Origin of the sequence: Streptomyces sp. NPDC048584, from assembly GCF_043199595.1 — a bacterium.
In the GTDB taxonomy this organism is placed as follows: Bacteria; Actinomycetota; Actinomycetes; order Streptomycetales; family Streptomycetaceae; genus Streptomyces; species Streptomyces edwardsiae.
In genome coordinates this window covers 18,207-39,196 of the sequence record NZ_JBICWF010000009.1, presented here as the reverse complement: position 1 = coordinate 39,196, position 20,990 = coordinate 18,207, and the positions used below count along the sequence as shown (strand labels likewise).

18 protein-coding genes are annotated in these 20,990 nt (G+C 72.9%); 8 read left to right on the top strand and 10 right to left on the bottom strand.

From position 1 onward, the window contains the following. Window positions 1-93: 93 nt before the first annotated feature. Window positions 94-1,797 carry a glycoside hydrolase family 13 protein gene (locus ACGFR9_RS20580; protein ID WP_393210543.1) on the bottom strand — a complete coding sequence of 568 codons (1,704 nt, stop codon included), beginning with the start codon at window positions 1,795-1,797 and terminating at the stop codon, window positions 94-96. A 152-nt stretch (window positions 1,798-1,949) separates the two neighbouring features. Further along, on the bottom strand, window positions 1,950-3,200 hold the full coding sequence (gene thrS / locus ACGFR9_RS20575; protein WP_393211239.1) for a threonine--tRNA ligase: 1,251 nt from the start codon (window positions 3,198-3,200) through the stop codon (window positions 1,950-1,952). 270 nt (window positions 3,201-3,470) lie between these two features. On the opposite strand from thrS, the gene ACGFR9_RS20570 reads away from it, so the two are divergent. Next, window positions 3,471-4,289 carry a hypothetical protein gene (locus tag ACGFR9_RS20570; protein WP_393210540.1) on the top strand — a complete coding sequence of 273 codons (819 nt, stop codon included), beginning with the start codon at window positions 3,471-3,473 and terminating at the stop codon, window positions 4,287-4,289. A 168-nt stretch (window positions 4,290-4,457) separates the two neighbouring features. Here the strand turns inward: ACGFR9_RS20570 and ACGFR9_RS20565 are convergent, their stop codons facing one another. Both ACGFR9_RS20565 and ACGFR9_RS20560 read right to left on the bottom strand, forming a co-directional pair. Then, a complete protein-coding gene (locus tag ACGFR9_RS20565) occupies window positions 4,458-5,213 on the bottom strand; it encodes a GAF and ANTAR domain-containing protein (protein WP_393210537.1) in 756 nt (251 codons plus the stop codon). A 257-nt stretch (window positions 5,214-5,470) separates the two neighbouring features. Continuing rightward, window positions 5,471-6,814 (bottom strand): tetratricopeptide repeat protein, encoded by a 1,344-nt coding sequence (locus ACGFR9_RS20560; RefSeq protein WP_393210534.1) that lies wholly within the window; start codon window positions 6,812-6,814, stop codon window positions 5,471-5,473. Window positions 6,815-6,911: 97 nt separating this feature from the next. Here ACGFR9_RS20560 and ACGFR9_RS20555 point away from each other — a divergent pair, with 97 nt between their 5' ends. Beyond that, window positions 6,912-7,076, top strand: coding sequence for a hypothetical protein (locus ACGFR9_RS20555; protein WP_393210531.1), 165 nt, complete (start codon window positions 6,912-6,914; stop codon window positions 7,074-7,076). Between the two features lie 17 nt (window positions 7,077-7,093). Here the strand turns inward: ACGFR9_RS20555 and ACGFR9_RS20550 are convergent, their stop codons facing one another. Together ACGFR9_RS20550 and ACGFR9_RS20545 are read right to left on the bottom strand one after the other, a co-directional pair. Further along, entirely contained in the window at window positions 7,094-8,173 is a 1,080-nt protein-coding gene (locus ACGFR9_RS20550; protein WP_393210528.1) for a hypothetical protein, read from the bottom strand. Window positions 8,174-8,237: 64 nt separating this feature from the next. After that, the gene (locus tag ACGFR9_RS20545) at window positions 8,238-9,449 is read right to left on the bottom strand and encodes a PP2C family protein-serine/threonine phosphatase (protein WP_393210525.1); all 1,212 of its coding nucleotides are present in this window, start codon (window positions 9,447-9,449) and stop codon (window positions 8,238-8,240) included. A 110-nt stretch (window positions 9,450-9,559) separates the two neighbouring features. On the opposite strand from ACGFR9_RS20545, the gene ACGFR9_RS20540 reads away from it, so the two are divergent. The 3 genes from ACGFR9_RS20540 to ACGFR9_RS20530 all read left to right on the top strand — a co-directional run bounded on the left by ACGFR9_RS20540 (window position 9,560) and on the right by ACGFR9_RS20530 (window position 12,135). Continuing rightward, complete coding sequence (locus tag ACGFR9_RS20540; protein WP_393210522.1) at window positions 9,560-9,982, top strand: hypothetical protein; 423 nt, start codon at window positions 9,560-9,562, stop codon at window positions 9,980-9,982. A gap of 195 nt (window positions 9,983-10,177) precedes the next feature. Further along, a complete protein-coding gene (locus ACGFR9_RS20535) occupies window positions 10,178-11,092 on the top strand; it encodes a hypothetical protein (RefSeq protein WP_393210519.1) in 915 nt (304 codons plus the stop codon). 44 nt (window positions 11,093-11,136) lie between these two features. Next, entirely contained in the window at window positions 11,137-12,135 is a 999-nt protein-coding gene (locus tag ACGFR9_RS20530; RefSeq protein WP_393210516.1) for an endonuclease/exonuclease/phosphatase family protein, read from the top strand. A 181-nt stretch (window positions 12,136-12,316) separates the two neighbouring features. Here the strand turns inward: ACGFR9_RS20530 and snpA are convergent, their stop codons facing one another. Continuing rightward, entirely contained in the window at window positions 12,317-13,021 is a 705-nt protein-coding gene (snpA, locus tag ACGFR9_RS20525; RefSeq protein ID WP_393210513.1) for a snapalysin, read from the bottom strand. 214 nt (window positions 13,022-13,235) lie between these two features. On the opposite strand from snpA, the gene ACGFR9_RS20520 reads away from it, so the two are divergent. Next, the gene (locus tag ACGFR9_RS20520) at window positions 13,236-14,162 is read left to right on the top strand and encodes a LysR family transcriptional regulator (RefSeq protein ID WP_393210510.1); all 927 of its coding nucleotides are present in this window, start codon (window positions 13,236-13,238) and stop codon (window positions 14,160-14,162) included. Between the two features lie 22 nt (window positions 14,163-14,184). Here ACGFR9_RS20520 and ACGFR9_RS20515 read toward each other — a convergent pair whose 3' ends face one another. Next, complete coding sequence (locus tag ACGFR9_RS20515; protein ID WP_393210508.1) at window positions 14,185-16,275, bottom strand: PhoX family protein; 2,091 nt, start codon at window positions 16,273-16,275, stop codon at window positions 14,185-14,187. Window positions 16,276-16,529: 254 nt separating this feature from the next. On the opposite strand from ACGFR9_RS20515, the gene ACGFR9_RS20510 reads away from it, so the two are divergent. Next, window positions 16,530-17,930, top strand: a complete 1,401-nt coding sequence (locus ACGFR9_RS20510) for a VWA domain-containing protein (protein WP_393210505.1) — start codon at window positions 16,530-16,532, stop codon at window positions 17,928-17,930. 96 nt (window positions 17,931-18,026) lie between these two features. Continuing rightward, a complete protein-coding gene (metG, locus tag ACGFR9_RS20505) occupies window positions 18,027-19,643 on the top strand; it encodes a methionine--tRNA ligase (RefSeq protein ID WP_393210502.1) in 1,617 nt (538 codons plus the stop codon). A 65-nt stretch (window positions 19,644-19,708) separates the two neighbouring features. Here the strand turns inward: metG and ACGFR9_RS20500 are convergent, their stop codons facing one another. After that, window positions 19,709-19,918: a DUF397 domain-containing protein gene (locus tag ACGFR9_RS20500; protein ID WP_393210499.1), complete on the bottom strand. Its 210-nt coding sequence runs from the start codon at window positions 19,916-19,918 to the stop codon at window positions 19,709-19,711. Further along, window positions 19,915-20,796 carry a helix-turn-helix domain-containing protein gene (locus tag ACGFR9_RS20495; RefSeq protein WP_393210496.1) on the bottom strand — a complete coding sequence of 294 codons (882 nt, stop codon included), beginning with the start codon at window positions 20,794-20,796 and terminating at the stop codon, window positions 19,915-19,917. Before ACGFR9_RS20495 ends, ACGFR9_RS20500 begins: the two co-directional genes overlap by 4 nt. Window positions 20,797-20,990 lie beyond the last annotated feature (194 nt).

Sequence of the window (20,990 nt, the reverse complement as noted above, 5' to 3'; positions counted from 1 at the left end):
CGTACTGGACGGCCGTACGGGTGCTCCACCGGGGCAGCGCCGCCGCCCCCTCCCCGAGCCGCCCCGGCGGCGGTGCCGGGGCGGCTCGGGGACTCAGTGGCCGATCCAGGCCGTCGTGTCCGGGCCCAGACGGCCGTCCTCCAGTGGGGCGCTGGTCAGGAGGACTTCGCCCGCCGGGAGGGGTACCGGTTCGGTGGACAGGTTGCTCACGCAGCTCCAGCCGTCGCCGCGGTCGAACCGCAGGACCCCCTCCGGGGTGTCCTCCGCCCAGGTCAGCGTCTCGCCGTCGATCAGTTTGCGGCGGGTGCGCAGGGCCGTGCGGTACAGCTCCAGCGTCGAGCCCTCCACCCCGTCCTGCGCCTCGACGGCGTACGCGGCGAACGACGGCGGCTGCGGCAGCCACGCGCCGGCCGCCCCGAAGCCGTACGACGGGCCGACCGTGGTCCACGGCAGCGGCACCCGGCAGCCGTCGCGGCCCTTGCGGACATGCCCCGTCTGCTCCCAGATCGGGTCCTGGAGGACCTCCGTGGGCAGGTCGGCGACCTCGGGCAGGCCCAGTTCCTCACCCTGGTACAGGTACGCCGAGCCGGGCAGCGCCAGCATCAGCAGGGTGGCGGCGCGGGCCCGGCGCAGTCCGGCGTCCCGGTCGACGGCGGGAGCGTGGCCGCCGGAGAGCAGCCACGCGTTGTCGTCCGTGCCCGGCGGCAGCATCAGCCGGGAGGCGTGCCGTACGACGTCGTGGTTGGAGAGCACCCAGGTCGCCGGGGCACCCGCGGTGTGCGCGGTCTCCAGCGACTCCGTGATGACCTGGCGCAGCTCCCGCGCGTCCCACCCCGCCTGGAGGTACTCGAAGTTGAAGGCCTGGCCCAGTTCGTCCGGGCGGGCGTACAGGGCGCGGCGGGCACCGGGTACCCAGGCTTCGGCGACGGCCGTCCGGGGCGGCGAGTAGGCGTCGAGGATCTTGCGCCAGTCGCGGTAGATCTCGTGCACCTCGTCCCGGTCGTAGAAGGGGTGGGTGCCGGGCGCGAAGTGGGTGAGCCCGGCCTCGCCGCTCAGCTCGGGGGACCCGAGGTCGCGCAGCGGCTCGTCGAGGTCCTTGGCGAGGGCGTGCGCGACGTCGACGCGGAAGCCGTCCACGCCCCGGTCGGACCAGAACCGCAGGGTGGTGCGGACGTCGGCGCGCACGTCCGGGTGGCCCCAGTTCAGGTCGGGCTGCTCGGCGGCGAACAGGTGCAGGTACCACTGCCCGTCCGGCACCCGCCGCCACGCGCTGCCGCCGAACACGGACTGCCAGTCGGTGGGCGGCAGCTCGCCCCGCTCCCCCTTGCCGTCGCGGAAGACATAGCGGTCGCGGGCCGGGGAGCCGGGCCCGGCCCGCAGCGCCTCCTGGAACCAGACATGCTGGTGGGAGCTGTGGTTGGGGACGATGTCGACGATCACCTTGAGGCCGAGCCGGTGGGCCTCCGCCACGAGCGCGTCGAAGTCGTCGAGCGTGCCGAGGCGCGGGTCGACACCGCGCGGGTCGGCGACGTCGTAGCCGCCGTCGGCGAGCTCGGACGGGTAGAAGGGGCTCAGCCACAGGGCGTCGACGCCGAGGGCGGCGAGGTGGGTGAGACGCCGGGTGACGCCGCGCAGATCACCGAGCCCGTCGCCGTCCGCGTCGGCGAAACTGCGCGGGTAGACCTGGTAGACGACGGCCTGCCGCCACCAGTCGGGGTTCCGGGGGGAGAGGTCGGGCGTGGCGTCGGGGGCGGGGTGCGGCGGCCGGGCGTCGGGCGTGATGGAGCGGTCGGTCACGCGGTCTCCTCTGGGTGCGTGCGGGTACCGGCGGAGAATCTGTGCACACCACCCTAAAAACGAACACGCCGGTGGTGTGCAGACATTCCGCGCAGATGTGCCGGACGACACTTTCGCCCTGTTCGTCCCGCGCTCGGATGTGTGGCCGTGTCCTACGCCGGCTCCCACAGCGCGGTGCCCCGTCGGGCCGCACGGTCCGCGATGCGGCGCAGCAGCTCCTCCGCCGGCAGCGCGCCGGGGCGGGTCCCGTCCCTGAGCCGTACGGCGAGCAGTCCGGCCTCCGCCTCCCGGGCCCCGACGACCGCCTGGTACGGCACCAGCCGCGCCCGGCGGATCCGCGCACCCAGGCTGCCCTCGCCCGCTGCGGTCACCTCGGCCCGCAGCCCCAGCTCACCGGCCCCGCGTACGACGTCGTACGCGCGCTCCTCCTGCGCCTCGCCCACCGGCAGCACCGCCAGTTGCACCGGCGCCAGCCAGACGGGGAAGGCGCCACCGTGCTCCTCCAGGAGGTGGGCGACCGCCCGTTCCACGCTGCCGATGACGCTGCGGTGCACCATGACCGGGCGGTGCCGGGCGCCGTCGGGTCCGATGTAGCGCAGGTCGAAGCGTTCGGGCTGGTGGAAGTCGATCTGCACGGTGGACAGGGTGGACTCGCGGCCGGCCGGGTCCGCGATCTGTACGTCGATCTTGGGCCCGTAGAAGGCGGCCTCGCCCTCGGCCTCCTCGTAGTCCAGCCCGGAGGAGTCGAGCACCTCGCGCAGCAGGGCGGTCGCGCGTTCCCACAGGGCCGGGTCGGCGACGTACTTGCCGCCGGCGCCCGGCAGGGACAGCCGATGGCGGGCGGCGCGGATGCCGAGGTCGGCGTAGGCGCGGGAGATCAGACCGAGGGCGGCGCGGGCCTCCTCGACGGCCTGCTCCAGGGTGCAGAAGATGTGCGCGTCGTTCAGCTGGATGGCCCGTACCCGGGTGAGTCCGCCCAGCACCCCGGACGGCTCGGAGCGGTACATGCCGCCCAGCTCGGCCATGCGGTACGGCAGTTCGCGGTAGGAGTGGGAGCGCGAGCGGTAGATGAGGGCGTGGTGGGGGCAGAGGCTGGGCCGCAGCAGGACCTGTTCACCCCCCAGGTCCATGGGCGGGAACATGTCCTCGCTGTAGTGGTCCCAGTGCCCGGAGATCTCGTACAGCTCGCGCTTGCCGAGCACGGGCGAGTGGACGTGCCGGTAGCCGGCCGCGCGCTCGGCGTCGCGGACGTACTCCTCCAGGGCGTGCCGTACGACGGCGCCGTCGGGCAGCCAGTACGGCAGGCCCGCGCCCATCAGGGGGTCGGTGTCGAACAGGCCGAGTTCACGGCCGAGGCGTCGGTGGTCGTGCACGGTGGGCTCCTCGTGTCGTGAGGCGAGCACCACGCGCGACGAAGCCCCGGGGCACTCGCCCCGGGGCTTCGTCACTGGTCGGATGTCAGCGCGCCGGGACCTGGTCCGGCGTCGTCGTACGGAACGAGTGGGCACGCTGCATGCCGGGGACGGTAGCAGCGGCCGGGGGAGGGCGCGAGGCGTTTTCGGCGCGGGCGGCTCACCCGGACGGCTCGCCACGCTGGTGGGGCGGGCGGCGGGGTGGTGCCGTGGAAGCACGTCCCGCTCGTGGACGGCCCGGTTCCCCCTGGAGGCACCCCGATGACGCATGCCCCGGCCGCCGCCCGCACCCTCCTCGCCTCCGCGCTGTCGGTGACGGCCCTGCTGACCACGGCGGGGTGCGTGGCGGGCGACCGGGACGTGCCGCGCGCGCTGCCCGCGGCGGTGCCCGAACCCCCGGCCGCCCCCACCCCCACGGCCCCGTCGGCCGCCTCGCCCGCCGCACAGCAGCCCTCGCCCGGCCCGTCCGCGCTGAACGAGGAACAGCTGCGGGCCGCGCTGGTCACGGAGACGGACCTGGGTGAGCCGTGGATGGCGAGCCGGGGCGCGGCCACCTGGCGGGACGGCATGCTCAAGTCGAAGACGGACGACACCGACTGCCGCCGGCTGCTCGACACCCTGTACACGGAGGAACTGTTCGGCCCACCGGCCGGACCGACCGCCACGGCCGCCCTCGACGACGCCTACAACGACTCCCAGCTGCGCTACCAGGTCGCCGCGCACCCGCCCGCCGACGCGGACCGGGCGCTGGCCTGGCTGATGACGCTGCCGGAGAAGTGCGGACGGTTCGAGGCGACGCCCACCCGGGGCGGCGCCCAGGTCGTCGAGGTCACGGAGCTGACGCTCCCGGAGGCGGGCGACGCACGCGCGGGACTGCGGCTGACGATGACCGGCAAGGCGTCCGACGGCGTACCGACCCGCCTCACCGTCAACCTCGCGGCGATCCGCGTCGGCGAGGAGACGATCACCCTCACCAACGGCGGCCTCGGCGCGGTCCTCCCGGAGGTCACCCAGGCGATGACCCAACTCGGCGCGGACCGTCTGCGTGAGATCGGACGCCAGGGACGGGTACAGGTCTGAGCGGTGGCGGTGACGGAACCCGGGGGCCCGCGCGGAGGGCAGCCGGTGGGGCGGACACAGGCGTGAACGGCGGGCGCCCGAGCGGGGCGCGGGGCTGAGCCACGGGCAGGCGCGCCCAGGACGCGGCGGATGTCCGGAACGGTCCGATGGAGCGGGCGGCCCCGCACATCAGGGGGCGTCGAAGCGGCGGCCGTGGATGATCACGTCCAGGGCCACCTCCAGGGCCGTGCGGTCGTGGGCGAAGGCGTCGGCGCGGAGGCGGGCCAGGGCCTCGTCGGCGCCGACGTTCAGCTGGGCCATGATCATGCCGACGGCCTGGTGGACGCGGTCGTGGTCGGCGGCGAGTCCGCCGAGCCAGGGTTCGTCACCGTCCCGGAGGTCGTACGGCAGGTCCATCAGCGCCACCGTCATGACCCCGGCGACGAGCCGGGCGACCCGCAGCTGGCCGTCGGTGAGCCCGCCGGGGATACCGCGGTACAGGTCGAGGGTGCCGACGCAGACGGCACCACTGCCGAGGGGAAGCGCGTACACCGCGCGCACGCCCGCGCCGAGCGCCTGCTGGGCGAAGACGGGCCAGCGGCCGGCGCAGTCGGCGGCGGCGAGGTCACGCGCGAGGACCGGTTCCCCGGTCTCCAGGACATGACGGCAGGGCCCGTCGCCCAGGGTGGCCTGGAGCTGGGCGAGTCGCGCGGCGCCCGGACCGGAGGCGCCGAGCTGGACGGGCATGCCGTCGCCGCGCAGCGACACGCTCGCGCCGCCGACCGGCAGCAGTTCGACGGCCACCGCGCACAGCCGTGCCGGTACGGCGGCCGGCTCCGCGCCCCGCAGCCCGGCGAGGACCGCGCCGATCACCCGCGCGTCCGCCCGGCCGCCGGCCCCCCGGCCCGGCTCGCCCCCAGGGTCGTCCCTGGGCCGCACGGCCACCGCCTCCCTCGCCTGTCGCCGGCCGATGAGTGCCCCGGTTTCCCACACCGGCGCGCATCGAAACCCGGGACACCGGGCCGCACGGCACGAGGCCGGCCGGCGCGGCGATCGTCCTGCGCGCCGGGTACGCGCCCGCCGCCGCCGTCGCGGTCACGGCCGCCGTCACGCCCGTCACGCCCGTCGCGGTCACGGTCGGTCCGACGCTGTACGCCGGGACCCCCGGCCCTGACGGAAAGTCCCCCGTCGCGTCGTACCGGTCAGACCGGTGGCTGTGCCGGCGCCGGGCCCAGGGTGGTCGTACCCGGGGCCGTGCGGTGGCCCAGCCCGGTGCGGTAGGCGTCCAGGGCGGCCTCCACGCGGCCGGTGCGGCGCAGCAGGTCGCCGAGGAGGCGGCACAGGTCGGCCAGGTCACCGGCGGCGCCCGCGCGTTCCAGCAGGCTCATCGCGCGTACGTAGTGCTCCTCGGCACGCTCGGCCTCGCGGGCGTCCTCGGCGATGATGCCGAGCAGCCGGTGCGCGGCCGCCGCGTGCACCGCGCCCCGCTCGGGCGAGAGCCCGCCGAGGACGTCCTCCAGCAGGGCCGCCGCCTCCTCGGAACTGCCGCGCCGGTGCAGTACGTCGGCGAGTTCGACGGTCACCTGACTGCTGTAGAGGGACGCCCGCTTGGCCGCCAGCATCCGCAGCGCCTCGCGCATCTCCGTCTCGGCGCGCTCCAGTTCACCGTTCTGCGCGTACACATAGCCGCGCATCCAGTGGCAGTTGGCCAGCTCGGTACGGAGCTGCAGCCCCCGGTACAGCTCCGCCGCCTTGGCCAGCGAGGCGTCCGCCTCGGCGAGGCGTCCCTCGGCGAGCAGGGTGCGGGCCACCGACCGGTGCATCCGCGCCACCAGCGCGGGGTCGCCGGACTGCGGGGCGAGCGCCAGCGCGAACTCCGCCGCCTGCGCGGCACGCGCGTGCGCGCCCATGTCCATGTACGGGCCGATCGCGCTGGCGTACAGCAGCAGCAGCGCGTCCGGGTCGTGCAGACCGCCCCGGTTCAGCTCGTCGATGGTGGACTCGAGGAGGTAGACCGCGTAACGCAGTTCACCCGCGAGGTAGTGCGCGACCGCCCGTCCGCGCAGCGCCGGCACCCGCGCGGGCAGCGGCGCCTCCGCGAGCCGGGCCTCGGCCCGCTCGAAGTACTCGCGGCCCTCGACGAGTTCGCCGGTCTCCAGCGCGCACTCCCCGAGCCCGAGCAGCGCGGCCGCCTGCTCCTCGGCCAGCCCCTGCGCCTCCGCCTCGGCGAGCAGCCCGGCGTACTGCCCGACCGCGGCCTCCGTCTCACCGACGGCGAGGGTGCGCTGCGCCTCGGTCAGCCGCAGATGCAGCTCGGTCACCAGCCGGGCGGAACCTCCGGTGGCCAGTTCGTCGAACGCGACTCCGAGACGGTCCGCGAGATGCCGTAGGGCGTCGTCGGAGGGGCGCACCCGGCCCGCCTCCAGGGTGGATATGTACGCGGGCGTGTACACCGGCTCGGCCAGCTGTCTCTGGGTCAGCCCGCGCTCCACCCGCAACTGCTGCACCCGCCGCCCGATGGTCCCCGGCTCGTCCCGCTCCCCCACGCCAACTCCCCCTGTGCCCCTTGCCGTTCGTGACCGACAGCCCCTAGGTTAAACCGCGGATTAAACGTGCTTAACCCATCGCTGTTGCGAGGTCGCCGTGCTGGAACCCACACGCACCACCGAGCGTTACGCCCGCGGCCTGGCCGCGGCCGTCGCCGCGGTCGCGGCGCTAATCCTTGCCGCCAACGCGGCCCCCGCCGAGGCCGACGCCCCCGCGCCGGACCGGCAGACCACGGCACCGGTGGAAGCGGCACTCCGTTAGACCACCTCGGGGGACATCTAACCCTGCGTCTGCAACTGGCGCAGTTGTTCGCGCACATGATCGAGGGCGCCCTCGCGCCGCCCCGGCACCCGGCCGCGCAACTCGGCGAGCACGGCGCCCAGTTCACGGGCCCGTACGGGGTCGCCGATCCGGCCCCACTGGTGGTGCGCGCGGTCCACGGCCGATTCGACGGCGGGCGCGTCCGCCGGCTGCCCCGCGGTCAGCCGAGTGGTGGCCACCGCCAGCCAGGAACGGCAGCTGCGGGCCGCGTCCCCGGCCAGCATCGCCAGGTCCGCCCGGACCTCCGTCCAGTGCAGCGCCTCCTCGGAGGCGGGCCCGTGCGCCAGCCCGGCCGCCTGCTCCAGCCGGGCGGCGAGCGTGTCGGCGTCGCCGTGCCGCCCGGACCGTACGGCGGCGGTGACGGCCGCGTGCGGATCACCCGGCAGCGGCCCGCGCTGCGCCAGCCACAGATCGGTGCCCGCGCTCTCCGGCGCGATCCGGGTCAGCGCCTGCTGGTGCAGTTCCTCGTCCGGGGGACGGCGGCCGCTGCGCAGGATCGTCGCGACCGCCTTCATGTACGCCGGTGCCGCGACCCCGCGCCGGGACGGCGGCGGTGCGACCCGGCCGTAGACGGTGTTGTCCCGGCCGCAGTCCAGCGGGGAGGGGCCCGGCGGGCGCGGCGCGCACAGCCACTGCCAGGTCTCCGCGTCGGCGTGCAGATCGAGGAAGAGCGTCGTGGCGCCCGCCGGCCGCAGCCGCAGCTCCTCCCGGAACCACTGCCAGGGCAGCGCCGTGTACCGCACCGTCGACGCCGTCGTCCGGGCCAGCGCCAGATGCGGCAGGCGCTGTCTGCGGTCGAGCTGGAGCTGCCCGGTGACGTACACGGTCAGCGGTCCCGGCGCCGCGGCGGCGGCCCGCAGCCGGGTCAGCACGGCCTGCGGCTCCAGCGGGTCGGCGAGTTCGACCACGTTCGCGGTGTCCGTTCCGGACAGCACGGCGGGCGGCACCGCCGCGAGGACCGGGAGCACGGAGGCCGCGTCCACCAGCCGCCCGCGGCCCAGCGGCGCGGCCGCCACCAGCAGCACGGTTCCGGGCATGGTCGCCTCCCCCTGTCGATCACCTACGGATGCACGGTAACCGCTGCGCCCGCGCGGAGGGGTGTCAGTGGCGTGAACGTCCCTCTTCGGGGCCTTCGCCCCACGGCCCGCGAGTGCGCCGTACGGCGAAGGCGGTGGTGTCGTCGACCAGATGCCCCCGGCTGTGCCGCAGCGTCCCGTCCCGCACGGCGACGACCAGCCTGCCCGGTGCCACGACCCGCGGGTCCGCCGCCACCGCCCGGTTCAGGGCGTCGGCGAGCCGGTAGAAGTCACCGTGACCGTCCCGGGCCTCGGTCACCCCGTCGGTGACCACCAGCAGCGTCTCGTCGGCGGCGACCGGTACCCGGCACAGCGGCGGCGGGTCCGGGGCCAGGTCCCGGCAGCCGATCGGCAGCCCCCCGCCGGCGGGCAGCGACCGCACACCGCGGGGGCCGACGGCCAGCGGGGCCTCGTGCCCGAACACGACCGCGTCCACGACGTCGGTACGGTCCACCGGGAACCCGAGCAGTACGGCGGTGGCGAACCGGTCGCCGTCGCCCCGGCCCAGCGCCGTCGTGTACTCGCGGTGCCGCAGCATCCGCTCCTCCAGCCGGTCGGCGACCTTCATCAGCTCGGCCTCGTGATACCCGGCCTCGCGGAACGTCCCGAGCAGCACCGCCGCCGTCTCCACCGCCCCCAGCCCCTTGCCCTGCACGTCACCGACGAAAACCCGGGTGCCGTAGGGGCCCGGCTGGATGTCGTAGAAGTCGCCGCCGACGCGGGCCTGGGCGTCCGCGGTGAGATACACCCCGGCGTGCTCCAGACCGCCCCAGCGCCGCGGCAGGGGGCGCAGCACCGTGCGCCGTACGGTGTCGGTCACGTCCCGCATGTGCAGCGCGCGGCGCTCGGCGCGCACCCGCACCACGCAGGCCAGCGTGGCGAGGATGCCACCGGTGGCGACCAGGATGAAGTCCGGCAGGCCCGCCTGGAACTGGTGCGGCCAGGCGCTGTCCACGACGGTGTACACGGACATGGCGAGCACGGCGAACACGGCCGTGCCCCAGATCCCGCAGATCGCGGCGGCGATGCCCGGCACCAGCACGATCCAGGAGATGATCCGGAACTCGCCGGTGGTGTTGTAGTCGGCGATCGCGATCGCCGTGAGCAGCACCAACGGCGGCAGCCAGGTGATGCTGCGCCCTCGCAGGCGCAGCATCTCGTGGCGTTGCACGACGTTCCCCCGGCCGGCCAGGGGATACCGGTCGTGCAGGCCGTGTCCTCCGCTGCCCTGACTCACGGCCCCAGCGAAACACGCGGCCGTGCGGCCCGCATCCGGTCCCCACTTGCCGACCGGGCGGGGGAGGTGTGCTCTTAGTAGGCGGGGGCGAGGAGAGAGGAAGTGCTCCCATGGCGCACGCGGCACCCCGGTCCCGGGCGGCGATCGAACGGTCCGGCACGACCGACGTCTTCAGCGCACGGGCCCATACGGCGGCGAAGATCGCGGTCCCCGTCCTGCTCGGGCTCGTGTACGGCTACTGGGCGGCGGGCAACCGGCGCGACGCCGGGCCCATCACCGGCTGGAACCTCCTGTTCGGCTTCCTGACCGCGCTGGTCTTCGCCGTGGTCCTCATGGCCCTGCTCGCGCTGGCCCCGAGGCTCCCCCGCGAAGCCCACGCGGTGACCTGGGGAGCCTTCGCGGGCGCGGCGGTCGGCTTCCTCTTCAGCCAGGCCGGCGGCAGCGTCCTCCGCTCCACAGCCCTGGCCCTGGCGGTGGCGGCGGGAGTAACCCTGATCATGTTCTACCGCTACTACACCCACGAACGAACCTGACGCCCCACCCCCGCCGATCCGCGGGCAGGCGTGCCGCAGGGCGGCACGGGTGGGCGCGACGGCACCCCGCAAGCGCCGGGCCGCGCGAACACCCCCCGGCCCACCCCCACCCGCAGCACCCCATTCGCACCACCCGTGCACCCGTACGCCCGCCCAGCGCTCGCGCACCCACTACCCACGGTCTTGCCTGGAAACGTGTCCCCCCACAACACCGGCCCCCGCGACGCCCTCTCCGCAACCCTCCTGGCCCTCGCCTGCCTCCTCACCCCCTGCGCCACCCTCACCACCTGGGCGACCCACACCCTCACCGACACCCCCCGCTACGTGGACACGATGGCCCCCCTCGCCACCAACCCCGCCATCCGCGAAGCGGTCGCCGACGCCGTACAGGACGAGGTCGTACAGACCCTGTCCCCCCAGCCGGCCGCCGCCACCGACACCCCCCTCACCCCCTTCATCAAGGACGCGGTCCGCTCCTTCACCCACACCCCCGCCTTCCGCACAGCCTGGACCGCCACGAACGAGGCCGTCCACGACGCACTCCTGCACGCCCTCCACACCGACACCCCCGGCCCGGTCACCATCGATCTCGCCCCCGTCACCGCCCAGGTGAGGGCGCAGCTCACCGCCGACCACATGCCCTACGCCCACCGCATCCCCGTGGAGCACACCGAGGTCGCGGTGGTGCCGGAGGCCGAGGTGGCCGGACTCCGCAGGGGGTTCCACATGCTGGACGCCGCCGCGTTCTGGCTGCCGCTCGCGGCCGTCGTCCTCGCCGTCACCGGGACCGCCGTGGCCGCCCGCCGCCGCCGTGCCCTCACCGCGACCGGCCTGGGCACGGCCCTCGGCGGAGCCCTGCTCGCCGTGGCGGTCGCGGTCGGCCGCCGGCTCACCCTGGCCGACCTCCCCGACCGCGTCCACCGCCCGGCCGCCGCCGCAATCTACGACGCCCTGACCGCCACCCTCCGCACGGCGTCCTGGCTCCTCCTCGCCCTGGGCCTGACCGTCGCCCTGGCCTCCTGGCTCACCGGCCGCCGCGAACCCCCGCCCGCCACGACCGCGTCCGCCGCCCCTTCCCGGCAGCCACCCGCCACCCTCACCCGTCCGTGAGGGAGGATTCGGTCATCGCACCCGCGAGCGGAAGGCCGGAAACCTTGGACACTGCGACAGCCGACCCGCCGACCACCGGCTACGAGACCGGGCGGACGGGACGACGGCGGTTTCGTACCTGGTCGGCGGCGCTGCTGTTCGCGGGGGTGAGCGTCGTCGTCGGCTGCCGTACCGCCGACACCGACGGCATCACTCCGGTGCCGCAGCTCCTCGCCTTCCTGCCCTGGCTGCTCGTACCCACCGCCGCCGGACTGCTCTTCACCGTGCTGGCCCGCTGGTGGACCGGCGCCGTGTGGGGCGTGGCGCTGCTCGGCCTGCTGGCCTGGTTCATCGAGCCGTACGGGAAGACGGGCGACCCCACGGGGCCGCCCGTCGCCGAGCTGCGTGTCCTGACGTCCAACGTGGAGTTCGGCCGGGCCACCGACGCGCTGATCGACGCGGTACGCCATGAGAAGCCGGACCTCGTGTTCGTCCAGGAGTGCGAGTACACGTGTGACGCGGCGCTGAAGCGGGAGCTGACCGACGCCTACCCGCACCGCCGGGCGGTGGAGGGCGGCGGCAGCGAGGGGTCGGTCATCCTCAGCCGCTTCCCGCTGCGGGCCACCGACGGGGTCCCGGGCACGATGGGCATGCCCGGCGCCGTGGCCGACGTCGACGGGCATCCCGTACGGCTCCAGCTCGCGCACCCGATGCCGCCGCTGCCGGACCAGGTGGGCCTGTGGCAGCGGGAACTCGGCCGGCTGCGCGACGCCGCCGCCGCGGACCGGGACACCCCGACGGTGTTCGCCGGGGACTTCAACGCCTCCCAGGACCACGCGGCCTTCCGCCGCATCCTGGACACGGGCCTACGCGACGCGTCCCGCCTGACCGGCGCCGACCGGACCCCGACCTGGCCCACCCGCACCACCCCGGCCTTCGGCACCCAGATAGACCACATCCTGGTGTCGAAGGCCTTCAAAGCAACGGAAACCCGTTTCCTGACCCTCGGCAACACCGACCACCGGGCCGTCCTGGCGGACCTGACCCTGCACCCCGCCCGCTAACGCCACAGCGGGCAACCTCCCGCGCAACTGCGGGCAATCGTGCCGCTATGGCGGCACGGGTGGGCGCTGGGGGTGCCCCCTCTGGGGGAGGCACCCGCAAACGCCGGGCCGCGCGACCCACCCCCGCCACACCACAGCACAGGGTCACCGGCGACAAACGGCCACCGAGCCCGAGCCCCGGTTAACGTGCGGACTTCTGCAACGCCTTCTCCGCCTTGTCCAGCGCCGCGGCGAACCCGTTCGCCCACAGCTGGTTCACCCGGGACCGCTCCGCGGAGTTCGGGTATGCGTTGGTGCACGACGTCCCCGGCCCACCCCCCGACATCAGCTCACTGCACGGCCCGGAGTAGTGATCCGGCAGCCCCAGCACATGTCCCGTCTCGTGCGCGGTCACCCGTGTCGAGTCGTACTGCTGGTTCTGCCGGTAGTCGAGGAAGATGTACCCCCGCCCGTGCCCGTCCGTGGACGCGTACGAACCGCGGGAGTCGTTCCCCTCGTAGTACGTGAAGTCCGCACCCGACGTGCCGGCCTGGAGTCTCACGTTGGAGACCGAGCTGTTCCAGATCTGCGCGCTGCGGGATATCTGCGAGGCGAACGACGGCGCCCGGGAGGCGTTGTAGACGACGGTGACGGCGGCCGCGCTCGTGGGGTTCGCGGCCCGCTTCTCGGCCGCCGACTTCAGCACGGCCTCGAAGAAGGCCCGGTTGGCGGCGGCTTCCTCCGACGGCCCGTCGTAGGCGGCGTACGAGGCGGACGGGACGGACGAGGCCGCCGATCCGGCGTCGAGCGGGGCGGTCGCCGCGGTCGCCGGGGCGACACCGAACCCGAGAGCCGTGAGGCTCAGACCGGCGGCCGTGAGCACGGACATGGGCATGCGCTTACGCATCGATGACTCCTCGAGGTGGGGGGTGAGTCACATGTCACCGAGGAGTGTGTGCGTCTGTGCGCCCGCTGTGATGATGGCAACCGGTGATAGGACGGCCCTATCGCCCGACACCGGCCACCGGCCCGACGGCAGCCCGTGAGCGCCCGACTCGGGCCGAACGGACGGGGTTTGTGTGTCTGGTGAAAGCTGAACTTCCGGCTTACGCTCCCAGGGCATGGAGCTCGAGGTCAGGCACCTCAGGGCGCTGTGCGCGATCGCCGACACCGGCAGTCTGCACCGTGCCGCACGTCAGCTCGGCGTGGCCCAGCCCTCGTTGAGCACGCAGTTGCGGCGCATCGAACAGGAGCTGGGCGGCGCCCTGTTCGTACGCGCCCGTACCGGCTGCCGTCCCACCCCGCTGGGCCGGCTGGTGCTCAGCCGCGCCCGCCCCCTCGTCACGGAGCTGCGCTCGCTGGTCACCGAGGCCCGCGCCGCCGCAGTGGGAGACCGTCAGCTGCGCATCGGCTCGACCGCCAGTCGCGCCCTGGCCGGCTGGCTGCGGCGGCTGCGCCGGCACTGGCAGGAACCCACCCTGCACATGGACGTCTCCGCCAACGCGCTGCTGCGCATGGTCGCCGACGGCCAGCTCGACGTGGCGTTCGTGCACGAGGTCGAGGGCTCACCGCTGCGCGTCCCCGAAAGCCTGCGCACCCGGGTTCTCGTCGAGCGCGAACCGCAGTTCGTGTCGCTCCCGGCCGACCATCCGGCCGCCGCGCATCCGGTCGTCCGGCTGTCGGACCTGGCCGAGGACCGCTGGATGATCGACCCGGCGGTCGACGGCGAGTGGGACGCCGTACGACGGGTCCTGCGCACGGCCGGAATCAACCCGCGCGTGCTGCACGGCGACTACCACACGGCCGCGTCGCTGGTCGCGATCGGCGAGGTCGTCACGGTGTGCCAGCCGACGTCGCCCTCCCGCCCCGAGACGGCGGTCCGCCGGCTGTACGGCGACCCGCTCGGCGTACGGCTGCTGCTGGCGGCGCGTACGGAGACGGAGCTGGAGGGCGTCTATCCCGACCTGGCCGACGCCTACCGGGAGGTGGCGCGGCAGGCACCGGCGTACCGGGAGTGGCTGGATCAGGACCTGGTCCCGGGCCCCTGACCCAGCCACCTCCTCTGCCGCCTCAGACGCCGATGTCCTGCCCGTCCGCGCGCCACACCGCGACGACCGCCGGGCGGACGTACGTGCCGGGCCCGTCGGGCCAGGCGCTGGCCGGCTGGTCCACGGTCGCCCCGTCCACCTCGCCCGGGTGCTGTACGGCGACCAGCACGCGCCGGTCCTGGATGACCGGGCCGCAGGTCTCCGCGCCGTTGGGCACGGTGAGGAACTGCTTCAGCTCGCCGCGCCGGTCACCGCGCGTGGCGACGCCGAAGAGGCCGTCGTGGGAGCCGAGGGCGCTGCCGTCGGTGGAGATCCACAGGTTGCCGTGGTCGTCGAAGGCGACGTTGTCCGGGCAGGAGATGGGGCTGACGGAGTCCTTCGGGAAGCCGGCGAAGTACGTCGCCGGGTCCTCGGGGTCGCCCGCGACCAGGAACAGCGACCAGGCGAAGCGGGTGCTCTCCGGCCGGTTCCGGCGCTCGGTCAGTTCGAGGATGTGGCCGTGCTTGTTGGCGTTGCGCGGGTTGGCCTCGTCCGCCTTGGCGTTGGAGCCGACACCGCGGTTGCTGTTGTTGGTGAGGGCGACGTACACCTTGCCGGTGACCGGGTTGGGCTCGATGTCCTCGGGGCGGTCCATCTTCGTGGCGCCCACCTTGTCGCCGGCGAGGCGGGTGAAGACGAAGACCTCGTCGGCGGTCATGCCGTCGACGTGCGAGACGGCGCCGTGGGCGGTGGCGGTGGCCAGCGGGATCCACTGGCCGCTGCCGTCGAACTCGCCGTCCTTCGGCAGCTTGCCGGTGCCGTCGATCTCGATGGCGGGGGAGTCGCCGGTGAGCTTGGCGACGTACAGGGTGCCCTCGTCGAGCAGGGTGAGGTTGTGCTCGCGGGCGGAGCGGCTGTTGCCGTGCCGCATCCTCTTGCTGCCGACGAACTTGTAGAAGTAGTCGAACCGCTCGTCGTCGCCGGTGTAGACGACCGGGCGCCCGTCGTGCGTCATGCGTACGGTCGCGGCCTCGTGCTTGAAGCGGCCGAGCGCGGTGTGCTTGCGCGGGGTGGAGTCGGGGTCGTACGGGTCGAGTTCGACGACGTAGCCGAAGCGGTGCACCTCGTTGGGCTCCTGGGCGAGGTCGAACCGCTTGTCGAACCGCTCCCACTTGCGCTCGGTGGCGCCGGTGCCGATGCCGTACCGCTTGTCGGTGGCGCTGCTGCCGTTGGCGAAGTACTGGTTGAAGTTCTCCTCGCCGTGCAGCGTGGTGCCCCACGGGGTGGTGCCGCCGGAGCAGTTGTTGAGGGTGCCGAGGACCTTGCTGCCGCGCGGGTCGGCGGAGGTCTTCACCAGGTCGGACCCGGCGACGGGGCCGGTGAGGCGGAACTCGGAGGTGGCGGTGAGCCGCCGGTTGAGCTGGTGCCGGCCGACGGCGGTCAGCTCGCCGGTGCGGCGCTCCTCCTCCACGGCGACGACGGCGAGGCCGTGCGCGGCCCAGGCGATCTCCACCTGCTCACGGGTGGGGTTCTCGGGGTCGTAGTCCCGGAACATGAGGATCTCGTCGGTGTACTCGTGATTGGCGACGAGGAGTTGGCGGCCGTGCTCGCCCTTGAGGGGGAGCAGGGAGAGGAAGTCGCAGTTGTAGCCGAACTGTCCGGCCTGTGCCGTGGCGCTCTGCCTGTCGCCGTCGAAGGCGGGCGCGCCGCGCAGGATGGGCTCGCCCCAGCGGATGACGACGTTCTGCCGGTAGCCCTCGGGCACGGTCACGGCGTCGTCGGTGTTCGGGGCGACGGGGGCGAACCGCAGACCGCGGGCACCCTTGGGTTTGCCGTGCCCGTGCCCGTGGCCGTTCGCGTGGCCTTTCACGGCGGGCGCGGCCTGCGCCTCGGGCGCGGCGACGACGCCGGCCGCCCCGGCGCCGGCGGCCGCCACGGTCACGACGGCGGCGGCGCGCATCATGGAACGGCGGCTGAGGGCACCGGCGATGACGTCACCGACGTACTCGTTGGACGTGGTGTTGGGCACCTCGTGGAAGCAGGCGTCACCACACCGGAAACGGCAGGTCATGGCGGACCGTCCGCCGGGGTGGGAACCGGACGGCGTTCCGATCAACGGCAGCAGCTTTCGCACGTTTTCACTCCTTGGGTACCCGTGGTGTCAGCGTGACCGTAGGAGTACATATGTGCGGTAGCCGGGCGCCGGGGTGAACGGCGAGTGAACCTGCCGCGGCGTTACGGAAGGTGCCCCGGGCCGGATCGCGCCCTTGACATATACGATTCGGCCAACCCCGACCCTGCCCAAGATCGCCCTTGCGGGTCGATAACCTTACGTGTCCGTCCTGGCCAGGGATTGACGGGCATCAACTCATGCGAAGGGTTGCGCACATGGGCATTCTCACTCTCCTGCGGAACGCGTTCGGCCGGTCACGCAAGGCGAGGTCCGCCGAATCGGAGGGTGCGGTGGAAGCCGCCGCTCCGGTGGCGACGCCCTCGGAGCCCGAGGCGACCAAGCCGACGATCCCGTCCCCCTCCCCGGAACCGACCCCGGCATCCACCCCGTCGGTCCCGGAACCGCGAACGGAACACGACCTGGTCTCAGAAGCCTTCGACAAGGTCACCACCCCGGACCCGGCCCCGCAGCCCGAGCCCACTCCGGCACCTGCGGCCAAGGCCGAACCGAAGCCCGAGCCGGAAGCCGCCCCGGAGCCCACGGCCAAGGCCGAACCCGCCCCGGAACCGAAGCCGAAGCCCGAGACGGAGCCTGAGCCGGTCATCGAGGCCAAGGCCGAGGCGGAGGCAACCCCCGAGCCCGCCCCCGTTGAGGAGCCTGCCGCAGCCGCCGACGGCGAGGACGCCCCGCAGGGGCCACCCGCACCCGACGACGAAAGCCGCACGGGCGGTGCGGGTGGGAACGAATCCCCCGCCGAAGGCGAAGCCGAGGCCGACCCCGAGCCCGACGCAGCCGCCGCCGACCCCGAGCCGGCAACCAAGGCGGAGCCCGACGCGGAGCCCGAGGCGGAGCCCGAGCCCGCCGACGGCGAGGACACCCCACAGGGGCCACCCGCACCCGACGACGAAAGCCGCACGGGCGGTGCGGGTGGGAACGAATCCCCCGCTGAAGGCGAAGCCGAGCCCGCAGGCGAACCCCACCCCCCGATCCCCCCCACCCTCGCCACCGCCTACAACGCAGCCGCCACCACCCTCACCAACCACGACCTCACCGGCGCCCGCGCCAAGATCTACCTCGTCCTCGACCGCTCCGCGAGCATGCGCCCGTACTACAAGGACGGCTCCGCCCAGGCCCTCGGAGAGCAGACCCTCGCCCTCGCCGCCCACCTCGACCCGACGGCGACGGTCCACGTCACCTTCTTCTCCACCGAACTCGACGGCACCGGCGAGCTGACCCTCACCGACCACGAGAACAAGATCGACGAGCTGCACGCGGGCCTCGGCCGCATGGGCCGTACGAGTTACCACGCCGCCGTGGAAGCCGTACTCACCCGCCACGCGGAAGAAGAAGCCGGCACCCCCGCCCTGGTGATCTTCCAGACGGACGGCGCCCCGGACGCCAAGACCCCCGCCACCCAGTCCCTCACCGACGCCGCGAAGAACCACCCCACCGTGTTCTTCTCCTTCGTCGCCTTCGGTGAGCACGACAACAAGGCCTTCGACTACCTCCGCAAGCTGAAGACGGAGAACACCGCCTTCTTCCACGCCGGCCCCACCCCCCGCGAGCTCACGGACAGCGAGCTCTACGAGGGCGTACTGGCGTCCTGGCGCCCGTAGTCACCACGGTGACCCGGTCGGGGGGCGGACGGAATCCCCGTCCGCCCCCCGAAACGCGTGTGAGCCGACCTTTCCCGGGCCAGTAGGATTTCGACCATGGCGGCCACTGGATCCGAGAAGCAGGGGGCGAAGGCGTACTACGTCTCGACCCCCATCTACTACGTCAACGACGCTCCTCACCTGGGCCACGCCTATACGACCGTCGCAGGCGACGTGCTCACCCGCTGGCACCGCCAGCGCGGTGAGAAGGTGTGGTACCTCACCGGCACGGACGAGCACGGTCAGAAGATCATGCGCACGGCCGAGGCGAACGGGGTCACCCCGCAGGCCTGGGCCGACAAGCTCGTCACGGAGGCATGGAAGCCCCTGTGGGAGCACCTCGACATCGCGAACGACGACTTCATCCGCACCACGCAGAAGCGGCACACCGACCGCGTCCAGGAGTTCGTGCAGGACCTGTACGACAAGGGCGAGATCTACAAGGGCGGCTACGAGGGCCCGTACTGCGTGGGCTGCGAGGAGTACAAGCTCCCCGGCGAGCTGCTCGACGGCGAGGGCGAGTACGCGGGCCAGAAGCTGTGCCCGATCCACAAGAAGCCGGTGGAGATCCTCAGCGAGGAGAACTACTTCTTCAAGCTGAGCGAGTACAGCGAGAAGCTGCTCGCCCACTACGAGGCCAACCCGGGCTTCATCCAGCCCGAGTCCGCGCGCAACGAGGTCGTGAACTTCGTCCGCCAGGGCCTCCAGGACCTCTCCATCTCCCGCTCGACGTTCGACTGGGGCGTGCCGGTCCCGTGGGACGACAAGCACGTGATCTACGTATGGGTCGACGCCCTGCTGAACTACGCCACGGCGGTCGGCTACAACGAGAACCCGGAGAAGTTCGAGTCGACGTTCCCCGCCGACGTGCACCTGGTCGGCAAGGACATCCTCCGCTTCCACGCGATCATCTGGCCGGCCATGCTGATGGCGCAGGGCCTCCCGCTCCCCGGGAAGGTCGCCGCGAACGGCTGGCTGATGGTCGGCGGCGAGAAGATGTCGAAGTCCAACCTGACCGGCATCAAGCCGCAGGACCTGACCTCGCACTTCGGCGTGGACGCGTACCGCTGGTACTTCCTGCGGGCGATCGCCTTCGGCCAGGACGGCAGCTTCTCCTGGGAGGACTTCTCCGCCCGCTACACCAGCGAGCTGGCGAACGACTACGGCAACCTCGCCTCCCGGGTGGCCGCGATGGTCGGCAAGTACTTCGGCGGTGAGCTGCCGGCGTCGGCGGCCGGCGGCGAGGCGGAGCAGGCGATCCGCGACGGCCTGACCAAGGCGGTCACGGAGGCGGACCGGAAGATCGGCGAGGAGGTGGACTTCCAGGGCGGCATCCTGGCCGTCTTCGACTTCGTGAAGCAGGTCAACGGCTACATCACGGAGCAGGAACCCTGGAAGGTCGCCAAGGACGACAGCCCGGAGGGCAAGGCCCGCCTGGCCACCATCCTCTACACGGCCGCGGAGTCCCTCCGCGCGGTGGCGGTCCTCCTCAACCCGATCATGCCGGAGACCTCCCAGAAGCTCTGGGACTCCCTCGGCGCGGAGGCAGGCCTCGGCGCCCTCGCGGACCAGGACGTCACGGAAGCGGGCACCTGGGGCCTGCTGCCCGCCGGCTCGACGGTCACCAAGGGCGCGGTCCTCTTCCCCCGCCTCGAGGAGAAGCCGACCGCGTAGGACCCGCACGTACGTCCAGAGGCCCGGAAACGCCATGTTTCCGGGCCTCTGCGCAGGTGAAGGGGTCAGTTCCCCGACGCGTGCGCCACGAAATCGGCCCACGCGTGGCGCGTGAGCGCGAGCTGAGGGCCACCTATGTCCTTGGAATCGCGGACGTGCACGACGTCAGGGGCCGCGGCGATCTCGATGCAGTCGTTGCCGTCGCCGCTGCTGCTGTAACTGCTCTTGAACCAGACCAGCGCAGAAGCGTCGTGGACAGTGGAGGTGCTGATCATGTCTCTCCAAGCATCTGCTCGATGAGGGCCCGCGACTCTCTGGGCGTGAGAGCCTGCGCCCGGATCATGCCATAGCGCAGTTCAAGGATCCTGAGCTGCTTCGGCTCGGACACCGGGCGACCGCTGAACGCACCCTCGGTGCGCCCCACCGCCGTACCATCCGGAAACTTGAGCACCTCGATCAGTCCGCCCGTGCCAAAGTGATCCTCGCAGTCAGTCGGCATCACCTGAATCGAGACGTTCCGCAACTGCCCAAGCTCCAACAGGCGTTCGAGTTGCCGCCGCCAAACCATTCTGCCCCCGACCGGGCGCCGCAGCGTCACCTCTTCCTGGACAAAACTCAGCGTCGGCGCCGGTGACCGCTCGAAGATCGAACGGCGGGCCATCCGCGCGGCCACCATGCGCTCCGTTTCCTCATCCGAGTAGGCAGGAAGCCACGCTTCGAAGAGCGCCCGCATATGCTCCTCGGTCTGCAACAGACCGTGGATGTTGTGGTTGCTGTACAGCGCAGCCTCGACCGCCTGCGCCTCCAACTTCCCCAGCGCCCGAACACTCTTCGGGTACCGGACCTTTCTCACGTCCTCCCAAGCCGCCGCGATGAGCCCGCCCGCGCCCAACACCTTGTCGGCCTTGCTCAGATACTCCTGTCGGGGAATCCGCTTCCCGCCCTCGATCTTGTAGACCAGGTCGTCCCCGTACTTGACCGCCGCCGCGAAGTCGGTGACCCGCATCCCCACGGCCTCCCGCCGCAGCCTCAACTGGCGACCCACCGTGGCGAGTACGGCCATGCCCCACTCGTCCTCCGGGTCCACCTCCCACCCCGGCTCGTCCTCCTCCGTCCCGGCCCGGAGCCGTACCGCCTCGCCGTCCACCGACATACCGCACCCCTCTGTCGTACCGCCGTGCTGTGCAACGCCCGTGCCCGCAGGCCGGTTTCCGACGGTTCGGGCAGCGGCCGACAAGCTCCGACAGTCACCCTGCGTATCTGCGCTGTCACTATTACGGTAAGCACGTCAGGCCACCCTCGGTCCCGTGAACAGCGAAAAGTCCACCCAACTCCTCTCACCCGCGG